This window comes from Clavibacter quasicaliforniensis, assembly GCF_051201715.1.
Lineage (GTDB): Bacteria > Actinomycetota > Actinomycetes > Actinomycetales > Microbacteriaceae > Clavibacter > Clavibacter seminis.
Map to the genome: position 1 here is coordinate 1,936,220 of NZ_CP139624.1, position 23,644 is coordinate 1,959,863.

Below are 23,644 nucleotides of genomic sequence, written 5' to 3' on the forward strand. Positions count from 1 at the left end.
GTCGCACACGGACGCGGTTCGGGTGAGTGGTCGCGGCCCGCGCACATGGCGCGGCGGCCGGGTCAGATGGAGAGAGCGCGGTCCGTGGGACGGACCGGGAACGGGAGCTCCGTGTCCCCCTCAAGGTACCGGTCGACGGCGGAGGCCGCTGAACGTCCCTCCGCGATGGCCCAGACGATGAGCGACTGGCCGCGACCCGCGTCGCCCGCGACGAAGACTCCGGCCTGGTCGGTCTGGTAGTCCTCGCCGCGCGCGACGTTGCCGCGCTCGTCGAAGGGGACCTCCAGCTGGCTCTCGAGGGCTGCCTTCTCGGGGCCGGTGAAGCCGAGCGCGAGGAGCACGAGGTCGGCGGGGATCTCGCGCTCGGTGCCCGACTTCGGCACGCGGCGCCCGTCGCGGAACTCGGTCTCGGCGACGCGGACGGCACGGACGTGCCCGTCGTCGTCCTTCAGGAACTCCACCGTGGTGGCGAGGTAGTGGCGCTCGCCGCCCTCCTCGTGCGCGCTCGACACCTCGAAGAGGGTCGGGTACGTGGGCCACGGCTGGTCGGGGCGTCGCTCCGTCGGCGGCTGCTGGCCGATGGCGAGGTTGGTGACCGATGCCGCCTTCTGCCGGTGCGCGGTGCCGATGCAGTCCGCGCCCGTGTCGCCGCCGCCGAGGACGACGACGTGCTTGCCCTCCGCGTGGATCTGCTCGGGCACCTGGTCGCCGGCCGTCGCGTGGTTCGACTGGCGCAGGTAGTCCATGGCGAAGTGGACGCCGTCGACGTCGCGACCGGGGATGTCGAGGTCGCGGGGCACGAGCGCGCCCGTGCAGACCACGACGGCGTCGTAGCGGAGGCGCAGGTCGGACCAGGTGATGTCCTTCCCGATGTCGACGCCCGCGCGGAAGCGGGTGCCCTCGGCGGTCATCTGCGCGAGACGCGCCTCGAGGTGGCGCTTCTCCATCTTGAAGTCGGGGATCCCGTAGCGCAGCAGGCCGCCGATGCGGTCGTCGCGCTCGAACACCGCGACCGTGTGGCCGGCGCGCGTGAGCTGCTGGGCGGCGGCGAGCCCCGCGGGACCGGATCCCACGACCGCGACGGTCTTGCCCGTGAGCCGCTCGGGCGGATGCGGCTCGACCCATCCCTTCTGGAAGGCGTCGTCGATGATCGACACCTCGACCTGCTTGATCGTCACGGGCGGCTGGTTGATGCCGAGCACGCACGAGCTCTCGCAGGGCGCCGGGCACAGGCGGCCGGTGAACTCCGGGAAGTTGTTCGTGGCGTGCAGGCGCTCGATGGCCTGGCGGCCCTCGCCGCGCCACGTGAGGTCGTTCCACTCCGGGATGAGGTTGCCCAGCGGGCAGCCCTGGTGGCAGAACGGGATGCCGCAGTCCATGCACCGGCCGGCCTGGCGCACGAGCTCGCCGCGCTCCTGCTGCTCGTAGACCTCCTTCCAGTCCATGAGCCGCACCGAGACGGGTCGGCGCTTGGGGAGCTCGCGCTCCGTCACCTTGAGGAAGCCCTTGGGGTCAGCCACCGGTCACCTCCAGGATGCGCTTCCAGGCGACGTCGCCGTCGGGGTCGAGGCCCTCGTCCACCGCGGTCTGGCGGGTGGCGAGGACGGCCGCGTAGTCCCGCGGCAGGATCTTGGTGAAGCGTTCCATGGAGGTCTCCGGGTCGGCGAGCAGGCGCTCGGCCACGGTGGATCCGGTCTCGGCGAGGTGCCGGCGGAGGAGGTCGAGCACGATCTCGACGTCGGCGCTCCCGAGCGGGTGCAGCTCGAGCTCGCCCGACGCGAGCGCGTCGGTGTTGATGCGGTCGCGGTCGAGGTCGATCACGTACGCGGTGCCGCCCGACATGCCGGCGCCGATGTTCCGGCCGGTGCCGCCGAGGACGAGCGCGAGCCCGCCGGTCATGTACTCGAGCGCGTGGTCGCCCACCGCCTCGACGACCGCGGTGGCGCCGGAGTTGCGGACGAGGAACCGCTCCCCCACCATGCCGCGGATGAACATGGTGCCCTGCGTGGCGCCGTAGCCGATGACGTTGCCCGCGATGACGTTCTCCTCCGCGGGGAAGCCGGCCCTCGCGTCGGGCCGCACGACGATGTCGCCGCCCGAGAGGCCCTTGCCGAGGTAGTCGTTGCTGTCGCCGACGAGGCGCAGCGTGATCCCCGACGGCATGAACGCGCCGAACGACTGGCCGGCGGACCCGCGGAGGGTGACGTCGATGGATCCCGTCGGCAGCCCGTCCTCGCCGTGCGCCTTCGTGACCAGGTGGCCGAGCATCGTGCCGACCGCGCGCGCCGTGTTCCGCACCGGCAGGTCGATCTCGACCCGGCCGCCGTGGTCGAGCACGTCGCGGCTGAGGCGGATGAGCTCGTTGTCGAAGTGGTCCTCGAGCTCGTGGTCCTGCGACCGGCCGTGCTTCATGGGCTCGTCGTCGGCGAAGGTCGGGCCGACCAGGATCGGCGTGAGGTCGAGCCCCGACGCCTTCCAGTGGTCGACCGCGTCCTCGACGCCGAGCAGGTCGTTGCGGCCCACGATCTCGTCGAGCGAGCGGTAGCCGAGGGCAGCGAGGTGCTCGCGCACCTCCTGCGCGATGAACTCGAAGAAGTTGACGACGTGGTCGGCCTTGCCGGGGAAGCGCTTGCGTAGCTCCGGGTTCTGCGTGGCGACGCCCACGGGGCAGGTGTCGAGGTGGCAGACGCGCATCATGATGCAGCCGGACACGACGAGCGGCGCGGTGGCGAAGCCGAACTCCTCGGCGCCGAGCAGGGCGCCGACGATGACGTCGCGGCCGGACTTCATCTGCCCGTCGACCTGCACGACCACGCGGTCGCGCATGCCGTTGAGGCGGAGGGTCTGCTGCGTCTCGGCGAGGCCCAGCTCCCACGGCGTGCCCGCGTGCTTGAGCGAGTTGACCGGGCTCGCGCCCGTGCCGCCGTCGTGGCCCGAGACGAGGATCACGTCGCTCAGCGCCTTCGCGACGCCCGCCGCGACCGCGCCGATGCCCGACTGGCTGACGAGCTTCGTGTGGATCCGGGCGCTCGGGTTCGCGCGCTTGAGGTCGAAGATCAGCTGCTTGAGGTCCTCGATCGAGTAGATGTCGTGGTGCGGCGGCGGCGAGATGAGGCCGACGCCCGCGGTCGCGTGGCGCGTGCGCGCCACCCACGGGTAGACCTTGCCGGGCGGCAGCTGACCGCCCTCGCCGGGCTTGGCGCCCTGCGCGAGCTTGATCTGGATGTCGTCGGCGTGCGTGAGGTACATGCTCGTGACGCCGAAGCGCCCGGACGCGACCTGCTTGATGGAGCTGCGGCGCTCGGGGTCGAGCAGGCGCTCGACGTTCTCGCCGCCCTCGCCCGTGTTCGACTTCGCGCCGAGCCGGTTCATCGCGATGGCGAGCGTCTCGTGCGCCTCCTCGGAGATCGATCCGTAGCTCATCGCGCCCGTGGAGAAGCGCTTCACGATGTCGCTGATGGGCTCGACCTCGTCGAGCGGCACCGGCGGCCGCGTGCCCGTGCGCAGCTGGAACATGCCGCGGAGGGTCATGAGGTCCTTCGACTGCGCGTCGACCATGGACGTGTACTCGCGGAAGATGTCGTACCGGCGCGTGCGGGTGGCGTGCTGCAGCCGGAAGATCGTGTCCGGGTTGAAGAGGTGCGGGGATCCGTCGCGGCGCCACTGGTACTCGCCGCCCGTCTGCAGGCGCTCGTGGGACAGCACGGCGCCGTCCGTCGGGTACGCGCTGCGGTGGCGCGCGGCGTTCTCGGCCGCGATGACGTCGATGCCGACGCCGCCGAGGCGCGTGGTGGTGCCCGAGAAGTACTGGTCCACCAGCCCCTGCGAGAGGCCGACCGCCTCGAAGCACTGCGCGCCCGCGTACGAGGACACCGTCGAGATGCCCATCTTGGACATGATCTTGAGGACGCCCTTGCCGAGCCCCTTGATGAGGTTCCGCGTGGCCTTCTCCGGCGTCACGCCCGTGAGCATGCCGCTGCGGACGAGGTCCTCGCAGGACTCCATCGCCAGGTACGGGTTGACCGCCGAGGCGCCGTAGCCGATGAGCAGCGCGATGTGGTGCACCTCGCGCACGTCGCCGGCCTCGACCACGATGCCGACCTTCATGCGGGTCTGCTTGCGGATGAGGTGGTGGTGCACCGCGGCGATCATGAGGAGCGACGGGATGGGGGCGAGGTCGCGGTTGCTGTCACGGTCCGACAGGACGATGAACTGCGCGCCGTGCGCGATGGCGCGGTCGACCTCGTCGCACATGGCGTCGATGCGCTTCTGCATGGCGAGCGGACCGTCGTCGACGCGGTAGAGGCCGCTCACGATGGTGGTGGTGCGGCTGCCCGGACGGTGGTCGATGTGGATGACCTTGGCGAGCTCGTCGTTGTCGATGACGGGGAAGTCGAGCACGACCTGCTTCGTGTGCTCGGGGCCGGCGTCGAGGAGGTTGCGCTGCGGCCCCAGGCCGAGGCGGAGGCTGGTGACGACCTCCTCGCGGATGGAGTCCAGCGGCGGGTTCGTGACCTGCGCGAACTGCTGCGTGAAGTAGTCGAACAGCAGGCGCGGGCGCTGCGAGAGCACCGCGATGGGCGTGTCCGAGCCCATGGCGCCGAGGGGCTCCGCGCCGACCTTCGCCATGGGCATGAGGAGCATCCGCACCTCCTCCTCCGTGTAGCCGAAGGTGCGCTGGCGACGGACGACGGACGCGGGCGTGTGCACGACGTGCTCGCGCTCCGGCAGGTCGGCGAGGTGGATCCGGTTCCGGAGCCACTCGCCCCACGGCGCGCTGGCCGCGAGCTCCGACTTGATCTCGTCGTCCTCGATGATGCGGCCGGCCTCGGTGTCGACGAGGAACATCTTGCCGGGCCGCAGGCGGCCCTTCCGCATGATGCGCGCGGGGTCGATCTCGAGCACGCCGATCTCGCTGCCCAGCACCACGAGCCCGTCGTGCGTGACGAGGTAGCGGCCCGGGCGCAGGCCGTTGCGGTCGAGGGTGGCGCCGACGAGCGTGCCGTCGGTGAAGGTGAGCGCCGCCGGGCCGTCCCACGGCTCCATGACCATGGAGTGGTACTCGTAGAAGTCGCGGCGGACGGGGTCGATGTCGGTCTGCTTCTCCCACGCCTCGGGGACCATCATCATCATCGCGTGCGGCAGGCTGCGGCCGCTGAGGCTGAGGAGCTCGAGCACCTCGTCGAACGAGGCGGAGTCGCTCGCGCCCGGCGTGACGATGGGCATGAGCGGCGACAGGTCGCCGAGAAGCTCCGACTCGAGCTGGGACTGGCGGGCGCGCATCCAGTTGCGGTTGCCCGCGACCGTGTTGATCTCGCCGTTGTGCGCCATCATCCGCAGCGGCTGCGCGAGGGGCCACGACGGGAACGTGTTGGTGGAGTAGCGCGAGTGCACGATCGCGAGCTTGGATGCGAAGCGCTCGTCGGAGAGGTCGGGGTAGAACGGCTCCAGCTGGAGCGTGGTGACCATGCCCTTGTAGACGAGGGTCCGCGAGGACAGCGAGATGAAGTAGGCGCCGAGCTCCCGCTCCGCGCGCTTGCGCAGGCGGAAGGCGAGGCGGTCGAGGGCGAGCCCCGACGGTCGGTCCTCCGGCCGCGCCGCGTCGGAGGTCAGGAACAGCTGGCGGAACGAGGGCATGGCCTTGCGCGCCAGGTTGCCGAGGTGCGTCGCGTCGACCGGGACCTCGCGCCAGCCGAGGACGCGCAGGCGCTCGTCGCCCGCGATGCGCTCGATGCCGGACTGCAGCTCCTCGCGCTCGGCGTCGTCGGTGGGCAGGAAGGCCATGCCGACCGCGTACTCCCCCATGGCCGGGAGGTCGAAGCCGACGACGCCGCGGAGGAACGCGTCCGGGATCTGCGTCATGATGCCGGCGCCGTCGCCGGTGCCCGCGTCGGAGCCGATGGCCCCGCGGTGCTCCAGGTTCCGGAGCGCGTCCAGCGCGTTGACGATGATGTCGTGGCCGGGGGTGCCGCGCAGGGTGGCCACCATGGCCAGGCCGCACGCGTCCTTCTCGAACGCCGGGTCGTAGAGGCCCTGCTTCGCGGGGAACGAGCCGCCGGGAGGTGAGGTGGAGGAGAACGCCATGGGAACCGTCCTAGATGCACTGCGGAGGGACGTCGCTGGCCCTGTGGTGGGGACCGCCTCGCGGGAAGAGAGAGGAGGCGGTGACCGCGGGGGTGCCCGCGCTGGGGACTAGGCGCCGCGTCCGCTTGTGGCGGGGAGAGCGTGGGAGTCCGAACCGGTGGATGCCCGATCGTCGTCGACGTCGGCGAAATCCGAATCCGTGTACACCGATGCTACCTCGCCGTCGCGGCCCGCCTTCGCACGGGCGCTTACGTCCTCCGGGGTGCGGCCCGGCAGGTACGGGCTCGGCTCGCTGCCGACGTGACGCCTCGTCTGCACGATGAAGAGGACGAGGCCGAGGGCGACCGCGAGGAAGGCGGCCCACACGTTGGTGCGGATGCCGAAGAAGATCTCGCTCGGGTCGATGCGGATCGACTCGAAGACCATGCGCCCGAGGCCGTACCACATGAGGTAGACGGCGAGCCCGCGGCCCCACTGCAGGCGGACGGCGCGACCCAGCGCCATGATGACGAGCGCGCCGGCGACGTTCCACACGATCTCGTAGAGGAACGTGGGGTGGAAGAGCGTGCCCGCGGGCAGCCCGGCCGGGAACGCGGCGTTCGTCGGGTCTACCTCGAGGCCCCAGGGCAGCGTCGTCGGCGTGCCGAACAGCTCCTGGTTGAAGTAGTTGCCCATGCGGCCCGCGGCCTGCGCGAGGAGGAGGCCGGGGGCGAGCGCGTCGGCGAAGGTCCAGAAGCGGACGCCCGTCCACTTGGAGCCGAGCCACACGCCCACAGCGCCGCCGATGAGGGCGCCGAAGATGGCGATGCCGCCCTCCCACACGTAGAGCACGCGCCAGAGGTTCGCGCCTTCGTAGAAGTAGTCGCCGGGGTGGGTGAGCACGTGGAACGCGCGGGCGCCGACGATGCCGAGGACGAGCGCGCACAGCGTGAAGTCGATGACGGTGCCCGACTCCACGCCCCGCGCCACCAGGCGGCGGTTGGTGAGGAACGCGGCGATGAGGATGCCGACGAGGATGCACACGGCGTACGCGTGGATGACGAAGGTGAGCGGCAGGTCGATGCCGAAGCCCTGGAGCCACGCCGTGACGTCGAACCGGGTGTCGGACGGATCCGGGCTGGGGATGCTCATCGGGTCGAACAACGGATGGCGCTCACTTTCGCAGGGGGGTCGGCGGGCGCGGCGGGACCGCGGGCCGGGGGCTACTGTAGCGCGGTTCCCCGCGCGAGATCGGCCGCGGCGCGGGCGACGCCGGGCACGCCGCCGTCGGCGAGGGCCGCGACGAGGGCGGATCCGACGATGGCGCCGTCGGCGTAGTCGAGCACCTCGCGCACCTGGTCGCCGGTGGAGATGCCGATGCCCACGCAGGCGCTCGTGGAGCCGGCGTCGCGCAGGCGCGAGACCAGTCCGCGCGCGGCCTGGTCGACGTCCTGGCGCGCGCCCGTGATGCCCATGGTCGAGACCGCGTAGACGAACCCGCGGCTGCGCTCGACCGCCTGGTGCAGCCGCGCCTCGCTGGACGACGGGGCCGCGAGGAACACGCGGTCGAGGCCCGTGCGCTCGGACGCGGCCAGCCAGTCGGCGCCCTCGTCCGGGATGAGGTCGGGCGTGATGAGGCCGGCGCCGCCCGCGGCGACGATGTCGTCCGCGAAGCGCTCGACGCCGTACTGCACGACCGGGTTCCAGTAGGTCATGAGGAGCACGGGCGCGTCGACGCGCTGGGTGATCGCGTGCAGCGCGTCGAAGCCGTCGCGGAGGCGGAAGCCCTGCGCAAGCGCCGTCTGCGTCGCGCGCTGGATGACCGGGCCGTCCATGACGGGGTCGCTGTACGGCAGGCCGAGCTCGATGACGTCGACGCCGTTCTCGACGAGCGCGACGGCCGCCTCGATGCTCGTGGCGAGGTCGGGGAAGCCGACGGGGAGGTACCCCACGAGGGCGCCCGATCCCTGCTCGCGGCGGACCGCGATGGCCCGCTCGACGGGGCTGACCGCGGGCGGTGCCGCGTGAGCGGTCACGACTGCTCCGCCCCGGCGTCGATGAGGTCGAAGTACTTGCCCGCGGTCTCCATGTCCTTGTCGCCGCGGCCGCTGAGGTTGATCAGGATGATCGACTCCGGGCCGAGCTCCTTGCCGAGCTCGAGCGCGCCGGCGAGGGCGTGCGCGGACTCGATGGCGGGGATGATGCCCTCGGTGCGGCTGAGCAGGCGCAGAGCGCTCATGGCCTGGTCGTCCGTGACGGGACGGTACGACGCGCGGCCGAGGTCCGACAGCCAGGAGTGCTCCGGGCCCACGCCCGGGTAGTCGAGGCCCGCGGAGATCGAGTGCGAGTCGATGGTCTGGCCGTCCTCGTCCTGCAGGAGGTAGCTGCGCGCGCCGTGCAGCATGCCGGGGCGGCCCTTGGTGATGGTGGCGGCGGTGCGCGGGGTGTCCGCGCCGTCGCCGCCGGCCTCGAAGCCGTAGAGCGCGACGTCGGCGTCGTCGAGGAAGGCGTGGAAGATGCCGATGGCGTTGGATCCGCCGCCGACGCATGCGGCCACGGCGTCGGGCAGGCGTCCGGTGAGCGCGAGGACCTGCTCGCGGGCCTCCTCGCCGATGACCTTCTGGAGGTCGCGGACCATGGCCGGGAACGGGTGCGGGCCCGCGACCGTGCCGAAGACGTAGTTCGTGGTCTCGACGTTCGTGACCCAGTCGCGCATGGCGTCGTTGATGGCGTCCTTGAGCGTGCGCGAGCCCGAGCGGACCGGGATGACCTCGGCGCCGAGCAGGCGCATCCGCGCCACGTTCAGCGCCTGGCGCTCGGTGTCGACCTCGCCCATGTAGATGACGCAGTCGAGGCCGAAGAGCGCGGCCGCGGTGGCGGTGGCGACGCCGTGCTGGCCCGCCCCCGTCTCCGCGATGATGCGCTTCTTGCCGATCTTCTTGGTGAGCAGGGCCTGGCCCAGCACGTTGTTGATCTTGTGCGAGCCGGTGTGGTTCAGGTCCTCGCGCTTGAGGATGATGCGGGCGCCGCCCGCGTGCTCGGCGAACCGGGGCACCTCCGTGATGAGCGACGGGCGTCCGGTGTAGCTGCGGTGCAGCTCCTTCAGCTCCGCGATGAAGGCGGGGTCGACCTTGAGCTCCTCCCACGCCTCGGCCAGCTCGTCGAGGGCGGCGACGAGGGACTCGGGGACGTATCGCCCGCCGAAGTCGCCGAAGTACGGGCCGGTCGCGCTGCGCAGGTCCGTCATGAGCGGATGTCCAGGAACTCGCCCAGCGTGCGGACGGGATCACCTGTGACGAGCGCCTCGCCCACCAGGACGACGTCGGCGCCCGAGCGGCGGTAGTGCGCCACGTCGTCCGCGGTCTTCACCGCGGACTCGGCGATGCGGACGACGCCCGCGGGGATGGAGTCGGCCAGGCGGCCGAAGAGGTCGCGGTCGAGCTCGAACGTGGTGAGGTTGCGGGCGTTGACGCCGACGACCTGCGCGCCGAGGTCGAGCGCGCGGGACACCTCATCCGCGGAGTGGGTCTCGACGAGCGCGGTCATGCCGAGCTCGCCCACGAGCGCGTGCAGCTCGACGAGCGTCTTCTGGTCGAGCGCGGCGACGATGAGGAGGACGAGGTCGGCGCCGGACGCGCGGGCCTCGAGCACCTGGTACGGCTCGCCGATGAAGTCCTTGCGGAGCACCGGGATGGAGACGGTGTCGCGCACCTGCTCGAGGTCCTGGAGGGATCCGCGGAACTTGCGGCCCTCGGTGAGGACGCTGATGGCGCTGGCGCCGCCGGTCTCGTAGCGGGACGCGAGGAGCGCGGGATCCGGGATCTCGGCGAGGGCGCCGCGCGACGGGCTCGAGCGCTTGACCTCGGCGATGATCTTCACGCGGTCGGCGGGTGCGAGGGCGCTGAGCGCGTCGAGGGCGGCGGGACGCGCGAGCGCGTCGGCCTCGACCTGGGCGAGGGGACGGGTCTCGCGGCGTGCGGCCGCGTCCTCGAGGGCGCCGGCGAGGAGGTCGCCCAGCATCTAGGAGTGCGCCTTCGAGTGCGTGGAGACCGTGCGGTGCCCGCCGACCCCGAAGCCCATCTTCTTCATGACGCCGCCGGTGATCCAGCCGAGGATCGCGAGGACGGCCGAGGCCCACACGACGGGCTCGATGGCGAACCAGAAGGCGATGGTGCCGACGGTGAACGCGACGAGCATGATGACGACAGCCGTCCAGGCCGCCGGCGAGTTGCCGTGGCCGGGTTCTGCGGACTCTGTGGACATGCGTGCTCCTCGGGGATCGTGCGATGGGGACGGATCGAGTCTACCCGGCGGCGTCCGGGCGGCCGTCGGCTTGGGGAGGGTCGGATGGGGCCGTCAGCCGACCCTCACGAGGTCCCGCCGGTCGGGGTGTCGTCGGGGTCGCCGGACTCGCGGCGGGTGGGATCCGCGCCGCCGCTCAGGCTGTCCCATGCCGCCACGGGATCCTCGCGCGGGACGATCCGGCGGGCGGGCGACTGGTCGGGCGCGTCGTACCGGGACCGGCGGGTGGGCCAGCGCGGTCCGGTGATCGCGACGAGGAGGCCCGTGAGCGCGGACGCGATGCCCGCGACCAGCGTGACCGGACCCCAGGGGGTCGTGGTCCACCCGTCGACGAGCTCCGCAACGGCCGATGAGCCCGCGACGCCCGTGACGGTCGTGACCGCGGCCTCGCCTGCCTGGACGGGCCCCGCGGTCGCGGCGAACGCCGTGAGCGCCACCGTCGCGCCGATGAGCGCCTGCAGGATCCCGAGCACCACGCGGAGCACGCGGCCGGCTATGGCGAGCGCGCCGGCGAGGGCGAGGCTGGAGAGCGCGAGGGCGCTGAGCGCGGGGGCGGCGACGCTGCCCGCCACGGGCACGAGCGTCGGCGCCTGGCCGCCGATGCGGAGCGTGGACCAGTCCTGCGACCATCCCAGGAACGTGGCCGCGCTCGTCGCGAGGACGAGCAGGAGGGCGAGGGACTTCGTGCGGCGGGTGACGCGCATCAGCGCACGCGCCGCATGGCCTCGGCGACGGCCACGGCGCGCAGCGGGGCGGCGGCCTTGTTCTGCGACTCGAGGTACTCCGCGTCCGGGTCCGAGTCGGCGACCATGCCGCCGCCTGCCTGCACGTGCGCGATGCCGTCGACGATGGTGGCCGTCCGGATCGCGATGGCGAGGTCGGCGTCGCCCGCGAAGTCGAAGTAGCCCACCACTCCCCCGTAGACGCCGCGCTGGGCGGGCTCGAGCTCGTCGATGATCTGCAGCGCGCGCGGCTTGGGCGCACCCGAGAGAGTGCCGGCCGGGAAGGTGGCGCGGAAGACGTCGATGCTCGAGACGCCGGGCCGCAGCGTGCCCTCGACCGAGCTGACGAGGTGCATGATGTGGCTGAACCGCTCGACGCGCATGAACTCGGTGACCTCGACGGATCCCGGGGCGCAGGCCTTCAGCATGTCGTTGCGCGCGAGGTCCACCAGCATGAGGTGCTCGGCGCGCTCCTTCGGGTCGGCGAGCAGCGACTCCTCGTGGGCGACGTCCTCCTCCACGGTCGCGCCGCGCGGGCGGGATCCGGCGATGGGGTGCATGTACACGTGGTCGTCGGTGACCGTGACGAGGGCCTCGGGCGACGAGCCGACGATCGAGTACGGCTTGCCGTCCGCGTCCTCGAGCGTGAGGAGGTACATGTACGGGCTCGGGTTGAGCACGCGGAGGATGCGGTAGACGTCGATCGGGTCGGCCGTGGTCGGCTGGTCGAAGCGCTGCGAGACGACGACCTGGAAGACGTCGCCCTCGTGGATGTGGTGCTTGCTGCGCGCGATCGCCTCGTGGAAGTCGGCGGGCTCGGTCCGGAGCGTCGCCGACGGCTGGGCCTGGAGGTCGACCTCGGCGAGGAACGTCTCCGACGGGCGCGCGAGGTCGGCCTGCATGCGGTCGAGGCGCGCCTGCGCGTCGGCCCACATGGCGTCCTCGCCGTCGACGCCGTCGTTGAGCGCTGTGGCGACGAGCGTGACGGTGCCGCGGCGGTGGTCGAGCACCGCGAGCTCCGAGACGAAGCTGAGCGCCTGGCCCGGCACGGGCACCTCCGCCGGCGGGCGGTCGAGCAGGCGCTCGATCTGGCGCACGGCCTCCCAGCCGATGAAGCCGACGAGGCCCCCGGTGAGGGGCGGCAGGCCCGGGATCCGCGGCGTCTCCCAGCGTGCGTAGAGCGCGGCGAGGGCGGCGAGCGGGCCGTCGGGCGCGTCGTCGCCGAGGGCGCGGCGCGCGTCCATGCCGTAGTCGAGCCAGCGCGCGGAGTCGCCCTCCTGGGTGAGCACGCCGAAGGACGAGACGCCGACGAACGAGAAGCGGGTCCAGATGCCGCCCTGGCCGGCCGACTCGAGCAGGAAGCTGCCGGGGCGGCCCGCCGTGAGCTTGCGGTGGACGCCCACGGGCGTCTCGCCGTCGGCGAAGACCTCCCGCAGCACCGGGATCACGCGGTGGTCGGCCGCGAGGGCGCGGAACGAATCCCGCGTGGTGGTGCCGGGTGCGGGGACGGACGGCGCGGTGGGGCGCGGGGACTCGCTCATGGGGTGGGCCCTTCGTCGGCGGCGGGGCGCGCGCCCGTGACGGGGTGGAGGTGGTCGGCGTCGAAGCAGGTGCGCGTGCCGGTGTGGCAGGCCACTCCTACCTGGTCGACCTGGATGAGGACCGTGTCGCCGTCGCAGTCGAGGGCCGCGTCGCGCACGTACTGGCCGTGCCCGGAGGTGTCGCCCTTCCGCCAGTACTCGCGGCGGGACCGGGACCAGAAGGTGACGCGTCCGGTGGTGAGCGTGCGGCGCAGGGCCTCGCGGTCCATGTAGCCGAGCATGAGCACCTCGCGCGTGTCGTGCTGCTGGATCACGGCAGGGAGCAGCCCGTCGTCGGCGAAGGACGCGCGCGCGAGGACGCCGTCCACGTCGGGGGAGGCCGCTGCTGCGCTCATCGTCGGACCACCTGACCGGCGTCCGCGAGGGCGCCCTTGACGTCGCCGATCGTGAACCGCCGGGAGTGGAAGACGCTCGCGGCGAGCACGGCGTCGGCGCCGGCCTCGATCGCGGGCGCGAAGTGGTCGAGCTCGCCCGCACCGCCCGAGGCGATGACGGGCACGCGGCTGGCGGCGCGCATCGCGGCCACGAGCTCGAGGTCGAAGCCGTCGCGCGTGCCGTCGGCGTCGATGGAGTTGACGAGCAGCTCGCCCGCGCCGCGCTCGACGGCCTCGCGGGCCCACTCGACGGCGTCGATCGTCGTGCGCGTGCGGCCGCCGTGCGTGGTGACGACGAAGCCGGACGCCGTGTCGCCGCGCGTGACGTCGAGCGAGAGCACGCACACCTGCGCGCCGAAGCGGTCGGCGATCTCGCCGACGAGGTCGGGACGCGCGATGGCCGCGCTGTTGACGCCGATCTTGTCGGCGCCGCTCGCGAGCAGCCGCGCCACGTCGTCGGCGCTGCGCACTCCCCCGCCGACCGTCAGCGGGATGAAGACCTGCTCGGCGGTGGCGCTCACGACGTCGTACATCGTCGACCGGTCCTCGACCGTGGCCGTGACGTCGAGGAACGTGAGCTCGTCGGCTCCCTGCTCGTAGTAGAGGCGCGCGAGCTCGACGGGATCGCCCGCGTCCTGCAGGTCGAGGAAGTTGACGCCCTTGACGACGCGACCGGCGGCCACGTCGAGGCACGGGATCACGCGGACGGCGAGCTGCGCGGCCGGGCCGGGCGTGGCGGAGGCGGCCATGCTCAGATCCGGGCGGCGTGGATCGGGCTGACCAGGATGGCGCGGGCGCCGACCTCGTGCAGGCGGTCCATGATCTGGTTCGTGTCGTCGCGCGGCACCATCGAGCGCACGGCGACCCACGCGGGATCCTGCAGCGGCGAGATGGTGGGCGACTCGATGCCCGGCGTGATGGCCGTGGCGGCGTCCAGGAGCGACAGCGGCACGTCGTAGTCCATGAGCACGTAGCGGCGCGCGACGAGCACGCCCTCGAGGCGGCGGAGCAGCGTGGACGCGCCCGGCTTCTCCTCGGAGCCCGAGATGAGGACGGCGGTGGAGCGGAGGATCACGGGGCCGAAGATCTCGAGCCCGGCCTTCCGCAGCGTGGTGCCGGTCTCGACCACGTCGGCGATGGCGTCGGCGACGCCCAGCTGGATGGCGGACTCGACCGCGCCGTCGAGGCGGATGAGCTGGGCCTCGACGCCGTGCTCGCGGAGGAAGCCGCCCACGAGGACGGGGTAGCTGGTGGCGATGCGGACCCCGGCGAGGTCGGCCAGGTCGGCGAAGCGCCCGACCGGGCCGGCGAAGCGGAACGTGGATCCCGCGAAGCCGAGCTCCGCGGTCTCGGAGGCGTCCGAGGCGGAGTCGATGAGGAGGTCGCGGCCGGTGATGCCGACGTCGAGCGCGCCGGATCCGACGTAGGTCGCGATGTCGCGCGGGCGGAGGTAGAAGAACTCGACGTCGTTGCGCGCGTCGAGGACGTAGAGCTCCTTGGGGTCACGCCGGCCGGCGTACCCGGCCTCGGCGAGCATCTGGGCGGCGGTCTCTGAGAGCGAGCCCTTGTTGGGCACGGCGACACGGAGCATGGGGATCACTTCTTCCGATGGAGGGGACGACTCAGGTGACGGATGCGCGTCACAGATGTCGGCCGACGTCCTCCAGGGTGAGGCCGCGCGCGATCATCATGACCTGCACGTGGTACAGCAGCTGCGAGATCTCCTCGGCGGCGCGGTCGTCGGACTCGTGCTCGGCCGCCATCCAGACCTCGGCGGCCTCCTCGACGACCTTCTTGCCGATCGCGTGCACGCCGCCGTCGAGCTCGCGGACGGTGCCGGACCCCTCGGGCCGCTCGGCGGCGATGCGGGTCAGCTCGCCGAACAGGTCATCGAAGGTCTTCACGTGCTCCAGGGTACAGCCGCACGACGGGCGCCCGGCACGACGACGGGAGGCCGGGAGCGCGATGCTCCCGGCCTCCCGGTGGTGGTGCTGGTCGTGCGGAGGACGCGTGCTAGCCGACGCCCTGCAGGTCGATCACGAAGATCAGCGTGCGGCCGGAGAGGCGGTGGCCGCCGCCCGCGGGGCCGTAGGCGAGCTCAGGCGGGACGACGAGCTGGCGGCGTCCGCCGACCTTCATGCCCGGGATGCCCTGCTGCCAGCCGGCGATGAGGCTGCGGAGGGGGAAGCGCACGGACTGGCCGCGGCTCCAGGAGGAGTCGAACTCCTCGCCGGACTCGAAGTCGACGCCGAGGTAGTGCACGTCGACGGTGTCGCCGGGCTGGGCCTCGGGGCCGTCGCCCACGGTGATGTCGGAGATGGTCAGCTCTGCGGGGGCCGGGCCGTCGACGGGCTCGACCTCGGGCTTGGTGGTGTCGGTCATGGATCCAGTCAAGCAGATCCGCGTGCGCCTTCCGTCAGTGCGCGTGCGTGTGCGCCTCGGCGGCCCGGCGCAGCTCCGCGATGGCCGACTCGGGGTCGCCGCCGCGGAAGACGCCGGATCCGGAGACGAACGTGTCCGCGCCGGCCTCGGCCGCGCGGCCGATGGTCTCGACGTCGATGCCGCCGTCGACCTGGAGCCACACGTCGTGGCCGGACTCGCGGAGGCGCGAGCGGAGGGCGCGGAGCTTCGGCATGGTCTCGGGCATGAAGGACTGGCCGCCGAAGCCGGGCTCCACCGTCATGACGAGCACCTGGTCGAACTCGTGCAGTAGCTCGAGGTAGTCGTCGACGGGCGTGCCGGGCTTCAGCGCTATGCCGGCGCGCGCGCCGATCTCGCGCAGCCGCCGGGCGAGCGCGACGGGCTCGCGCGTGGCCTCGGCGTGGAACGTGACGCTCGCGGCGCCCGCCTCCGCGTAGCCGGGGGCCCAGCGGTCGACGTCGTCGATCATCAGGTGGATGTCGAGCGGGACCGGGGTCACCTGCTGGAGGCGCTCGACCATCGGCAGGCCGAAGGTGAGGTTCGGCACGAAGTGGTTGTCCATGATGTCGACGTGCACGAGGTCGGCGGTGGCGAGGCGCTGGATCTCGCGCTCCAGGTTCGCGAAGTCGGCGGACAGGATGCTCGGTTCGATGCGGACGGGCATGGTCCCGACCCTACCGGCGGGTCAGCAGGGCGATGAACATGGCGTCGGTGCCGTGGCGGTGCGGCCAGAGCTGCACGCTGGATCCGCGGGTCCCGGCGTCGGGGTCGGCCTCCGGCAGCTCGAGGTCGCCGTCGGCCACCTCCTGGAGCACGGCGCGCGTGTCGAGCGCGGTCACGTCGGGGTGGCGCTGGAGCGCGGCCTGCACGATGGCGCGCGTCTCGGCGAGGTGCGGCGAGCACGTGACGTAGGCGAGGATCCCGCCGGGCGCGAGCGCGCCGATCGCCGAGTCGATGAGCCCCGTCTGCAGGGCGCCGAGGCCCGCGACGTCGCGCGGGGTCTTGCGCCAACGCGCCTCGGGTCGGCGGCGGAGGGCGCCGAGGCCGCTGCAGGGCGCGTCGAGGAGGATCCGGTCGAAGGCGCCCGGGTGCTCATCCCCCACGGTCGTGCCGTCGGCCTCCCACACCTCGGTGTCGCCCGGGACGGCGCGGAGGGCGTCGCGGACGAGCCCGGCGCGGGCGGGGACGAGCTCGTTGGCGGTGAGCAGGGCACCGGAGCGACCGGCCTCGGCGGCGAGCAGCGCGGCCTTGCCGCCGGGACCCGCGCAGAGGTCGAGCCAGCGCTCGCCGGGCGTGACGGGTCGTGCGCGGCTGAGGGCGAGCGCGGCGAGCTGGGATCCCTCGTCCTGCACGCGGACGCGGCCCTCGGCGACGCCGGGCGCGTCCATGGGATCGCCGCCCTCGAGGTAGGCGCCGACGGGAGAGAAGGCGGCCGGCTGCTCGCCGACCTCCTCGACGGTGGCGAGGCCCGGGAGCGCGACGAGGCTCACGGCGGGCGCCGCGTTGTCGGCGCGGAGCAGGTCCTCGAGCTCGTCGGCGCGGCCCTCGCGGGCGAGCGCCTGGCGCAGGGCGCGCAGCACCCAGAGCGGGTGGGAGTGCTCGAGGGCGAGCCGCTCGTCGTCGCTCGCGGCGCTGTCGAGCACGCGCTGCCGCCACTCGGCGGGCTCCGAGCGGGTGATGGTGCGGAGGACGCCGTTGACGAAGCCCGTGGCGGACCGGGATCCGACCGCGCGCGCCATGTCGACGCCCTCGTTGACGGCGGCGTGGGTGGCGACGCGCATGCTGAGGAGCTGGTGGACCGAGAGGCGGAGGACGTCCAGGATCGGCGCGTCGATCGCCGCGACGGGGCGGCCGGCCGCCAGCTCGATCACGCGGTCGTAGTAGCCGGACATGCGCAGGGTGCCGTAGGCGAGCTCGGTGGCGAGCGCCGCGTCCTGGGCGCTGAGGGCGGCGCGGCGGATCCTGACCGGCAGCAGCAGGTTCGCGTACGCGTCCGACTCGCGGACCGCGCTCACGACCTCGTAGGCGACCCGGCGGGCCGGGCTGACGGAGGCGGGGCCGCCGACCGCCGACCGGTCGTCGGCGGGGCGGGACCCGCGGTCGGCGGCGCGGCGCGCGCCTCCCGTGGGACGGCGGCCGTCCGGTCGACGGGCGGGGGATCCGGTGCTGTCGCTCATCGTGCGGTGATGTCCCTCGTCGTGACGCCGCGCCACCAGTCGGCGGCGGGCATGGGCTTCTTCCCCGCGGGCTGCACCTGGATGAGCTCGACGGGATGGCTGGTGGTGCCGACCATCACGGCGCCGCCGACGGACTCGATGCGCCCGGGTTCGAGCGGGGCGGCGTCGCGCAGCTCGGCTGCACGGTGGACCTTGACGCGCACGTCGTCCACGGAGGTGAACGCGCCGGGCTCCGGCGTCACGCCGCGGATCTGCGCGAGCACGGCATCCGCCGGGCGCGCCCAGTCGATCCGGCCGTCGGCGATGGTGGTCTTGGGCGCGAGCGTCGGCTCGCCCTCCTGGGGACGCGCGACGGCGCTGCCCGCGGCGATCCCGTCGACCGTGCGCACGAGGAGGTCGGCGCCCTGCATCGCGAGCGCGTGCAGCACGTCCCCCGCGGTCTCGTGCGCGCCCGTGGGCCGCTCCTCCACGGCGAACACGGGACCGGTGTCCATGCCCCGCTCCAGTCGGAAGACGCTGGCGCCCGTGACGGTCTCGCCCGCCATGATCGAGCGCTGCACGGGCGCCGCTCCCCGCCACCGGGGCAGGAGGGAGAAGTGCAGGTTGATCCAGCCGTGCGCGGGTGTGGACAGCAGCGGCTCCCGCACGAGGCCGCCGTAGGCGACGATCACCCCGAGGTCGGCCCCGACCGCGGCGATGCGGGCGGTCGCCTCCTCGTCCAGCCGGTTGGTGCGGAGCGTGGGGATGCCGAGCCCCTCGGCCTCCCGGGCGACGGGCGACGGCGTCAGCAGGCGCTTGCGGCCGGTGGGCGCGTCGGCCCGCGTGACGACGAGCGCGACCTCGTGGCCCGAGGCGTGCAGGCGGACGAGCGACGGCACGGCCGCTCGGGGCGTGCCGGCGAAGACGAGTCTCATGCGGTTCCCTCCCGGGGACGGCGTGCGGGGCGAGCGGTGGATGCGGGACGAGCTGTCGGGCCGGATGCGCGGTCGGCTCGACGGACGCGCATCAGAACAGCCCCGTGTCGTCGAACCGTACACGGAGCGGGACCGTGGGCCGGAACCCGGTGCGGCCCGCGACGGGCTTGCGGCGGCTGGAGGCGTTCTTCACGACGGCGGCGCGGAGCTCGCGCGCCGCGTCCGGGCCGCTGGCGTAGTCGAGCCGGACGATGGCGCGGACCCGACCCTGCTCGGTGGGCACCGGGCCGAGGACGTCTATCCCCTCGATCCCGTCGAGCCGCTCGACCGCCTGGCCGACCGCATCAGGGAGCCCCTCGACGCTCGCGGCGCGCACGGCGGGCGGGAAGCGCAGGGCGCGGCGCTCGAGCAGCTCCTCGCGGGCGTACCTCGCCTGCTGCCAGGTGGCGAGGGCGCGCGCGACCTGGCCGCCGACGCCCACGAGCATCACGGGCGCGCGCGGAGCCGCGAGGGCCGCGGCGTTGGACCACTGGCGGAGCACGTCCTCCCCCACCCGGAGGCTCTCGCGCGCGAGCATCCGCTCCCCGTCGAGCAGCAGGATCGCGCGGTATCCACCCGCTGCGACGGGCTCGGCCCCGCGCGTGGCGACGACGAGCCGCGACTCGGCGTCGACCTCCTGCACGTGGCGCTCGCCGTCCGCCAGCACCACCTGCACGCCGGGGAACGCGCGGCCGAGCTCCTCCGCCGTGCGGCCCGCGCCGATGGTGACGAGGCGCAGCTCGTCGGATCCGCAGTTGGCGCAGCGCCAGTCGCCCGCGAGGTGCCCGCACCAGCCGCAGGTGGGCGTGCTCGTGGCGGTCGACATGCCGAGCGGACCCGTGCAGACGGTGCAGCGGGCGGCCTGGCGGCAGGCGCGGCACGCGACGAGCGGCGCGTAGCCGGGGCGCGCGACCTGGATGAGGACCGGCCCGTGCTCGACGGCGTCCTTCGCCGCGCGCCATGCGCCCGACGGGATCCTGGCCTGCCGGGCGAAGCCCTCGTCGCCCGTCTGCGACGTGGTCGGGATCACCCGCGGGGTCCGGGTGGCCGCGGGCGAGACGCTCGTGAGGTAGCCGATCGCGACGAGGCGCTCGACCTCCGTGCTCCGGGAGTGCGCGAGCAGCACGAGCGCAGTGCCCTGCTGACGGCTGCGCAGGAGGGCGACGTCGCGCGCGTGGGCGTACGGGCTGAGCGGCTCGGCGTGCAGCGGGTCCCCCTCGTCCCACATCGCGACGAGGCCGAGGCGCGGCGCGGGCGCGTAGACGGCCGAGCGGTTCCCGACGACGATGCGGGGCGCGTCGCCCAGGCCCGCGAGGAAGGAGCGGTAGCGGTCGGGGCCGGACTGGCGCGCGTCGGTGCGCAGCACGGAGCCGACGGGCGCGTGCGCGGCGAGGGCGGCCTCCAGCTGGTCCTGGTCGCGGTAGTCGGGCACCACGAGGACGCTGCTGCGTCCCGACGCGAGCACGCGCGCCGCGGCCTGCGCGAGCGTGACGGACCAGCGGCCGGCCCAGATGCCGCCGGGCAGCTCGACGACCTCGGGGATGGCGTCGACGGCCACGCGACCTGTGCCGTCGACCGCCGCGTCGAGCGTGCCGGGCGCGTAGCCGTCGATGAGCGGGAGGTCCGCGGGCGGGGTCTCCGCCGGGGAGGTTACCGCCGGCGGGGCGTCCGCGGCGGTGGCGTCCGCCTGTGCGGACGACCCAGCGGCGCCGTCGGCATCCGCGTCGGCCGCCGCCACCGCCTGGAGGTGCGCCTTCTCCACGCGCACCTGCCGCGGCGGCACGGCCAGGCGGATCACGTCGGACGCGGTCCCGGCCTGCCGGTCGGCGACCTCCCGCGCGAGCGTCCAGATCTCCGGGCGCAGCACGGGCAGCGGCGACACGACCTGCTCCACCTCGCTGAGCGCGCCGTCGTAGCCCCCGCCGTCGCCGACCTCGACGACGTAGCCGTCGGCCACCCTGCCCGCGGACCGCAGCGGCACGCGCACCCGGACACCGGGCACGCACGTGGCGCGGAGCTCCTCGGGCACGGCGTAGTCGAAGAGCCGGTCCAGCTGCGGCAGCGGCGAGTCGACCATCACCCGCACGACGGGCGGGCGCGTGCCCGCCTCGGCGGCGGGTGTCGCGGATCCGCGCTCGGCCTCCCCCGCGGTCACCCGACCCTCCCGGTCATGCCGGGAGCCCGGCGGCGGGGCGCGTCAGAGGCCCGCGGCGCTCTGCAGGTCGGCGACACGGTCGAGCGCCTCCCAGGTGAAGTCCGGCAGCTCGCGACCGAAGTGCCCGTATGCGGCGGTCTGCGCGTAGATGGGACGGAGCAGGTCGAGCCGCTCGACGATGGCGGCGGGACGCAGGTCGAAGGTCTCGCGGATGGCGCGCACGATGCGCTCCTCGGGCACGTGCGCCGTGCCGAAGGTCTCGACGTAGAGGCCCACGGGCGCGGCCTTGCCGATGGCGTAGGCGACCTGCACCTCGAGGCGGTCGGCGAGGCCCGCGGCGACCGCGTTCTTGGCCACCCAGCGCATGGCGTACGCGGCGCTGCGGTCGACCTTCGACGGGTCCTTGCCGCTGAACGCGCCGCCGCCGTGCCGGCTGAATCCCCCGTAGGTGTCGACGATGATCTTGCGTCCGGTGAGCCCTGCGTCGCCCTTGGGCCCGCCGATCTCGAACTTGCCGGTGGGGTTGATGAGCAGCGTCGCGTCGCGCGAGTCGAGCTCGATGCCGATCTCGGCCGCGGCGGCGAGCACCGGGCGGATCACGTGCTCCTCGACCTCGCGGCGGAGGTCCTCCTGGGAGACCTGCGGGCCGTGCTGCGTCGAGAGCACGACAGTGTCGACCGTGCGCGGCACGAGCCCCTCGTAGCCGATGGTGACCTGCGTCTTGCCGTCGGGCCGCAGGTACGCGAGCTCGCCCGAGTGGCGGACTGCCGCGAGGCGCTCGGCGAGGCGGTGCGCGAGGTAGATGGGCAGGGGCATGAAGACGGGGGTGTCGCGCGACGCGTAGCCGAACATGAGGCCCTGGTCGCCTGCGCCCTGCAGGTCGTGCGCGTCGGTGGACGCGGATCCCGAGCGCGACTCGTACGAGCGGTCGACGCCCTGCGCGATGTCGGGCGACTGCGCGCCGATGGACACCGTGACGCCGCAGTTGCTGCCGTCGAAGCCGACCTCGGAGGAGTCGTAGCCGATGTCCCGGATGCGGTCGCGCACGATCTGCGGGATGTCGACGTAGCCGCTCGTGGTGACCTCGCCGGCGACGTGCACGAGCCCCGTGGTGACGAGCGTCTCGACGGCCGCGCGGCTCGTCGGGTCCTGCGTGAGGAGCGCGTCGAGGATGCTGTCCGAGATCTGGTCGCAGATCTTGTCGGGGTGACCCTCGGTGACGGACTCGGAGGTGAACAGGCGCAGGTCGGTCACGGGTGCCTCCAGGGGATCGCGTGGTCGCGCGCCGTTCGCTACTGCGTCGGCGCGCCCACTACGTCGAGAATTCGATGGGCGACCTGCTCCTTGGAGCCGGAGGCCTCGGCAAGTGTATCGCCGGACCTCCCGAGCACCGTGATCGTGTTGCCCTCCGTGGCGAACCCCTCGGACCACCCGACCCTGTTGAGGACGAGCAAGTCGCAGCCCTTCCGCGCGAGCTTCGCGCGGCCGATCCTGAGCCGCTCGGCCGGGTCCTCCTCGGTCTCCGCCGCGAAGCCCACGACCAGTCGGCGGGTGCCGTCGGCGCGCGGCACGGACGCGTCGGACGCGAGCCGCTGCAGGACGTCGGGGTTCCGCACGAGCTCGACGGAGAGCGCGTCGCCCGCCTCCTCCTTCGTGATCTTGCCCGCGGACACGGCCACCGGCCGGTAGTCGGCGACGGCCGCGGCCATGATCACCACGTCGGCGCCGTCCGCCTCGCGGAGCATCGCGTCCGACAGCTCGAGCGCGGTCGAGACGGGCACCACGCGGACGCCGGCGGGCGCGGGCACCTCGAGGTGCGCGGCGACGAGCACGACGTCGGCGCCTCGGTCGCGCGCGGCGACGGCCAGCGCGATGCCCTGCCGACCTGAGGAGCGGTTGCCGAGGAAGCGCACGGGATCCAGCGGCTCGCGCGTGCCGCCCGCGGAGACGAGGACGCGGCGGCCCTCGAGGTCGCGACCGCCCGGACGGACGGCGGCGAGGGCCGCGGCGATGACGTCCTCCACCTCGGCCATGCGGCCGGGCCCGGAGTCCGTGCCCGTGAGGCGGCCCGACGTGGGGCCGACCAGGGTGGCGCCGCGGGAGCGCAGGAGGGCCGCGTTGGCCTGGGTCGCCGGGTGCTGCCACATCTCGGTGTGCATCGCGGGGGCGACGACGAGGGGCGCGCGGCTGGCGAGGATCGTGGTGCCGAGCAGGTCGTCCGACAGGCCGAGCGCCATCGTGGCGAGCGTGTGCGCGGTGGCGGGGGCGACGACGATGAGGTCGGCCTTCTGGCCGAGCGCCACGTGGCGGACCTCGGAGACGCCGTCGTAGAGGTCGCTCGTCACCGGGTTCCGGCTGACGGCCTCGAGCGTGGGCTTCCCGACGAAGCGGAGCGCCGCCTCGGTGGGCACGACGTGCACGTCGTGGCCGAGCAGCACGAGGCCCCGGACCACGCCGACGGCCTTGTAGGCCGCGATGCCGCCCGTGATCCCCACGACGACCATCACGCGGCGGCGCTCCTGGGCCCGTGGGCGGGAACGGCGTGCGGCGTGCGGTCGGCGCGGGGCATCCGGGACGGCGGGCGGCTAGGAGGCCGCGGGCTCCACGATGGGCGTGGCGACGAGCTTGTCCTCGTTGATCTCGTGCATGGCGACCGAGAGGGGCTTGTCGTCGATGGTGCTGTCGACGAGCGGTCCGACGTTGTCGAACAGGCTGCCCTCGTGCAGGTCGGCGTAGTAGTCGTTGATCTGGCGGGCCCGCTTGGAGGCGAAGATCACGAGCGCGTACTTCGAGTCGACCTTCGAGAGGAGCTCGTCGATGGGCGGGTCGATGATGCCCTGGGTCTTGTCAACCATGGATGTGCCGCTTCCTCATTG

Annotated in this window: 21 protein-coding genes; all 21 read right to left on the reverse strand. The window is 73.3% G+C overall.

Going from position 1 to position 23,644, the window contains the following annotated elements:
* Positions 1 to 62 precede the first annotated feature (62 nt).
* Entirely contained in the window at positions 63 to 1,520 is a 1,458-nt protein-coding gene (locus NL142_RS09255) for a glutamate synthase subunit beta (protein WP_043586640.1), read from the reverse strand.
* Positions 1,513 to 6,084 (reverse strand): glutamate synthase large subunit, encoded by a 4,572-nt coding sequence (gene gltB, locus NL142_RS09260; protein ID WP_435078988.1) that lies wholly within the window; start codon positions 6,082 to 6,084, stop codon positions 1,513 to 1,515. Before gltB ends, NL142_RS09255 begins: the two co-directional genes overlap by 8 nt.
* Positions 6,085 to 6,192: 108 nt before the next feature.
* Positions 6,193 to 7,215: a prolipoprotein diacylglyceryl transferase gene (gene lgt / locus NL142_RS09265; protein WP_194682456.1), complete on the reverse strand. Its 1,023-nt coding sequence runs from the start codon at positions 7,213 to 7,215 to the stop codon at positions 6,193 to 6,195.
* A gap of 71 nt (positions 7,216 to 7,286) precedes the next feature.
* Entirely contained in the window at positions 7,287 to 8,099 is an 813-nt protein-coding gene (trpA, locus tag NL142_RS09270) for a tryptophan synthase subunit alpha (RefSeq protein ID WP_043586633.1), read from the reverse strand.
* The gene (gene trpB, locus NL142_RS09275; RefSeq protein ID WP_194682455.1) at positions 8,096 to 9,310 is read right to left on the reverse strand and encodes a tryptophan synthase subunit beta; all 1,215 of its coding nucleotides are present in this window, start codon (positions 9,308 to 9,310) and stop codon (positions 8,096 to 8,098) included. Before trpB ends, trpA begins: the two co-directional genes overlap by 4 nt.
* Positions 9,307 to 10,083 carry an indole-3-glycerol phosphate synthase TrpC gene (gene trpC / locus NL142_RS09280; protein WP_435078991.1) on the reverse strand — a complete coding sequence of 259 codons (777 nt, stop codon included), beginning with the start codon at positions 10,081 to 10,083 and terminating at the stop codon, positions 9,307 to 9,309. Before trpC ends, trpB begins: the two co-directional genes overlap by 4 nt.
* The gene (locus NL142_RS09285; RefSeq protein ID WP_012299337.1) at positions 10,084 to 10,326 is read right to left on the reverse strand and encodes a DUF6704 family protein; all 243 of its coding nucleotides are present in this window, start codon (positions 10,324 to 10,326) and stop codon (positions 10,084 to 10,086) included. It abuts the gene before it with no gap.
* A gap of 104 nt (positions 10,327 to 10,430) precedes the next feature.
* Complete coding sequence (locus NL142_RS09290; protein WP_435078994.1) at positions 10,431 to 11,069, reverse strand: Trp biosynthesis-associated membrane protein; 639 nt, start codon at positions 11,067 to 11,069, stop codon at positions 10,431 to 10,433.
* A complete protein-coding gene (locus NL142_RS09295) occupies positions 11,069 to 12,628 on the reverse strand; it encodes an anthranilate synthase component I (protein WP_435078996.1) in 1,560 nt (519 codons plus the stop codon). The genes NL142_RS09290 and NL142_RS09295 overlap by 1 nt, the downstream gene beginning before the upstream one ends.
* Entirely contained in the window at positions 12,625 to 13,023 is a 399-nt protein-coding gene (gene hisI / locus NL142_RS09300; RefSeq protein ID WP_435078998.1) for a phosphoribosyl-AMP cyclohydrolase, read from the reverse strand. Before hisI ends, NL142_RS09295 begins: the two co-directional genes overlap by 4 nt.
* A complete protein-coding gene (hisF, locus tag NL142_RS09305) occupies positions 13,020 to 13,811 on the reverse strand; it encodes an imidazole glycerol phosphate synthase subunit HisF (RefSeq protein WP_435079000.1) in 792 nt (263 codons plus the stop codon). The genes hisI and hisF overlap by 4 nt, the downstream gene beginning before the upstream one ends.
* A gap of 2 nt (positions 13,812 to 13,813) precedes the next feature.
* On the reverse strand, positions 13,814 to 14,653 hold the full coding sequence (hisG, locus tag NL142_RS09310; RefSeq protein ID WP_194682450.1) for an ATP phosphoribosyltransferase: 840 nt from the start codon (positions 14,651 to 14,653) through the stop codon (positions 13,814 to 13,816).
* A gap of 49 nt (positions 14,654 to 14,702) precedes the next feature.
* Positions 14,703 to 14,966: a phosphoribosyl-ATP diphosphatase gene (locus NL142_RS09315; protein WP_012038459.1), complete on the reverse strand. Its 264-nt coding sequence runs from the start codon at positions 14,964 to 14,966 to the stop codon at positions 14,703 to 14,705.
* Positions 14,967 to 15,075: 109 nt separating this feature from the next.
* On the reverse strand, positions 15,076 to 15,444 hold the full coding sequence (locus NL142_RS09320; RefSeq protein WP_012038460.1) for an FKBP-type peptidyl-prolyl cis-trans isomerase: 369 nt from the start codon (positions 15,442 to 15,444) through the stop codon (positions 15,076 to 15,078).
* 34 nt (positions 15,445 to 15,478) lie between these two features.
* Positions 15,479 to 16,147, reverse strand: a complete 669-nt coding sequence (rpe, locus tag NL142_RS09325) for a ribulose-phosphate 3-epimerase (protein WP_435079004.1) — start codon at positions 16,145 to 16,147, stop codon at positions 15,479 to 15,481.
* A gap of 10 nt (positions 16,148 to 16,157) precedes the next feature.
* The gene (locus tag NL142_RS09330) at positions 16,158 to 17,660 is read right to left on the reverse strand and encodes an RsmB/NOP family class I SAM-dependent RNA methyltransferase (RefSeq protein ID WP_435079006.1); all 1,503 of its coding nucleotides are present in this window, start codon (positions 17,658 to 17,660) and stop codon (positions 16,158 to 16,160) included.
* Positions 17,657 to 18,574 (reverse strand): methionyl-tRNA formyltransferase, encoded by a 918-nt coding sequence (gene fmt / locus NL142_RS09335; RefSeq protein WP_435079008.1) that lies wholly within the window; start codon positions 18,572 to 18,574, stop codon positions 17,657 to 17,659. Before fmt ends, NL142_RS09330 begins: the two co-directional genes overlap by 4 nt.
* Before the next feature lie 91 nt (positions 18,575 to 18,665).
* Positions 18,666 to 20,768 (reverse strand): primosomal protein N', encoded by a 2,103-nt coding sequence (locus NL142_RS09340; RefSeq protein WP_435079010.1) that lies wholly within the window; start codon positions 20,766 to 20,768, stop codon positions 18,666 to 18,668.
* Positions 20,769 to 20,810: 42 nt separating this feature from the next.
* Positions 20,811 to 22,022 carry a methionine adenosyltransferase gene (gene metK / locus NL142_RS09345; protein WP_012038465.1) on the reverse strand — a complete coding sequence of 404 codons (1,212 nt, stop codon included), beginning with the start codon at positions 22,020 to 22,022 and terminating at the stop codon, positions 20,811 to 20,813.
* A gap of 38 nt (positions 22,023 to 22,060) precedes the next feature.
* Entirely contained in the window at positions 22,061 to 23,275 is a 1,215-nt protein-coding gene (gene coaBC / locus NL142_RS09350; RefSeq protein WP_435079013.1) for a bifunctional phosphopantothenoylcysteine decarboxylase/phosphopantothenate--cysteine ligase CoaBC, read from the reverse strand.
* A 78-nt stretch (positions 23,276 to 23,353) separates the two neighbouring features.
* Complete coding sequence (rpoZ, locus tag NL142_RS09355; protein WP_012038467.1) at positions 23,354 to 23,623, reverse strand: DNA-directed RNA polymerase subunit omega; 270 nt, start codon at positions 23,621 to 23,623, stop codon at positions 23,354 to 23,356.
* Positions 23,624 to 23,644: the final 21 nt, after the last annotated feature.

What these genes read in the sequence shown, in the direction of transcription:
- lgt (WP_194682456.1), bottom strand. Translation starts at nt 7,215, where the DNA reads ATGAGCATCCCCAGCCCGGATCCGTCCGACACCCGGTTCGACGTCACG.
- gltB (WP_435078988.1), bottom strand. Translation starts at nt 6,084, where the DNA reads ATGGCGTTCTCCTCCACCTCACCTCCCGGCGGCTCGTTCCCCGCGAAG.
- NL142_RS09290 (WP_435078994.1), bottom strand. Translation starts at nt 11,069, where the DNA reads ATGCGCGTCACCCGCCGCACGAAGTCCCTCGCCCTCCTGCTCGTCCTC.
- NL142_RS09295 (WP_435078996.1), bottom strand. Translation starts at nt 12,628, where the DNA reads ATGAGCGAGTCCCCGCGCCCCACCGCGCCGTCCGTCCCCGCACCCGGC.
- hisF (WP_435079000.1), bottom strand. Translation starts at nt 13,811, where the DNA reads ATGGCCGCCTCCGCCACGCCCGGCCCGGCCGCGCAGCTCGCCGTCCGC.
- rpoZ (WP_012038467.1), bottom strand. Translation starts at nt 23,623, where the DNA reads ATGGTTGACAAGACCCAGGGCATCATCGACCCGCCCATCGACGAGCTC.
- NL142_RS09285 (WP_012299337.1), bottom strand. Translation starts at nt 10,326, where the DNA reads ATGTCCACAGAGTCCGCAGAACCCGGCCACGGCAACTCGCCGGCGGCC.
- rpe (WP_435079004.1), bottom strand. Translation starts at nt 16,147, where the DNA reads ATGCCCGTCCGCATCGAACCGAGCATCCTGTCCGCCGACTTCGCGAAC.
- NL142_RS09330 (WP_435079006.1), bottom strand. Translation starts at nt 17,660, where the DNA reads ATGAGCGACAGCACCGGATCCCCCGCCCGTCGACCGGACGGCCGCCGT.
- hisI (WP_435078998.1), bottom strand. Translation starts at nt 13,023, where the DNA reads ATGAGCGCAGCAGCGGCCTCCCCCGACGTGGACGGCGTCCTCGCGCGC.
- hisG (WP_194682450.1), bottom strand. Translation starts at nt 14,653, where the DNA reads ATGCTCCGTGTCGCCGTGCCCAACAAGGGCTCGCTCTCAGAGACCGCC.
- trpB (WP_194682455.1), bottom strand. Translation starts at nt 9,310, where the DNA reads ATGACGGACCTGCGCAGCGCGACCGGCCCGTACTTCGGCGACTTCGGC.
- trpC (WP_435078991.1), bottom strand. Translation starts at nt 10,083, where the DNA reads ATGCTGGGCGACCTCCTCGCCGGCGCCCTCGAGGACGCGGCCGCACGC.
- fmt (WP_435079008.1), bottom strand. Translation starts at nt 18,574, where the DNA reads ATGAGACTCGTCTTCGCCGGCACGCCCCGAGCGGCCGTGCCGTCGCTC.
- NL142_RS09320 (WP_012038460.1), bottom strand. Translation starts at nt 15,444, where the DNA reads ATGACCGACACCACCAAGCCCGAGGTCGAGCCCGTCGACGGCCCGGCC.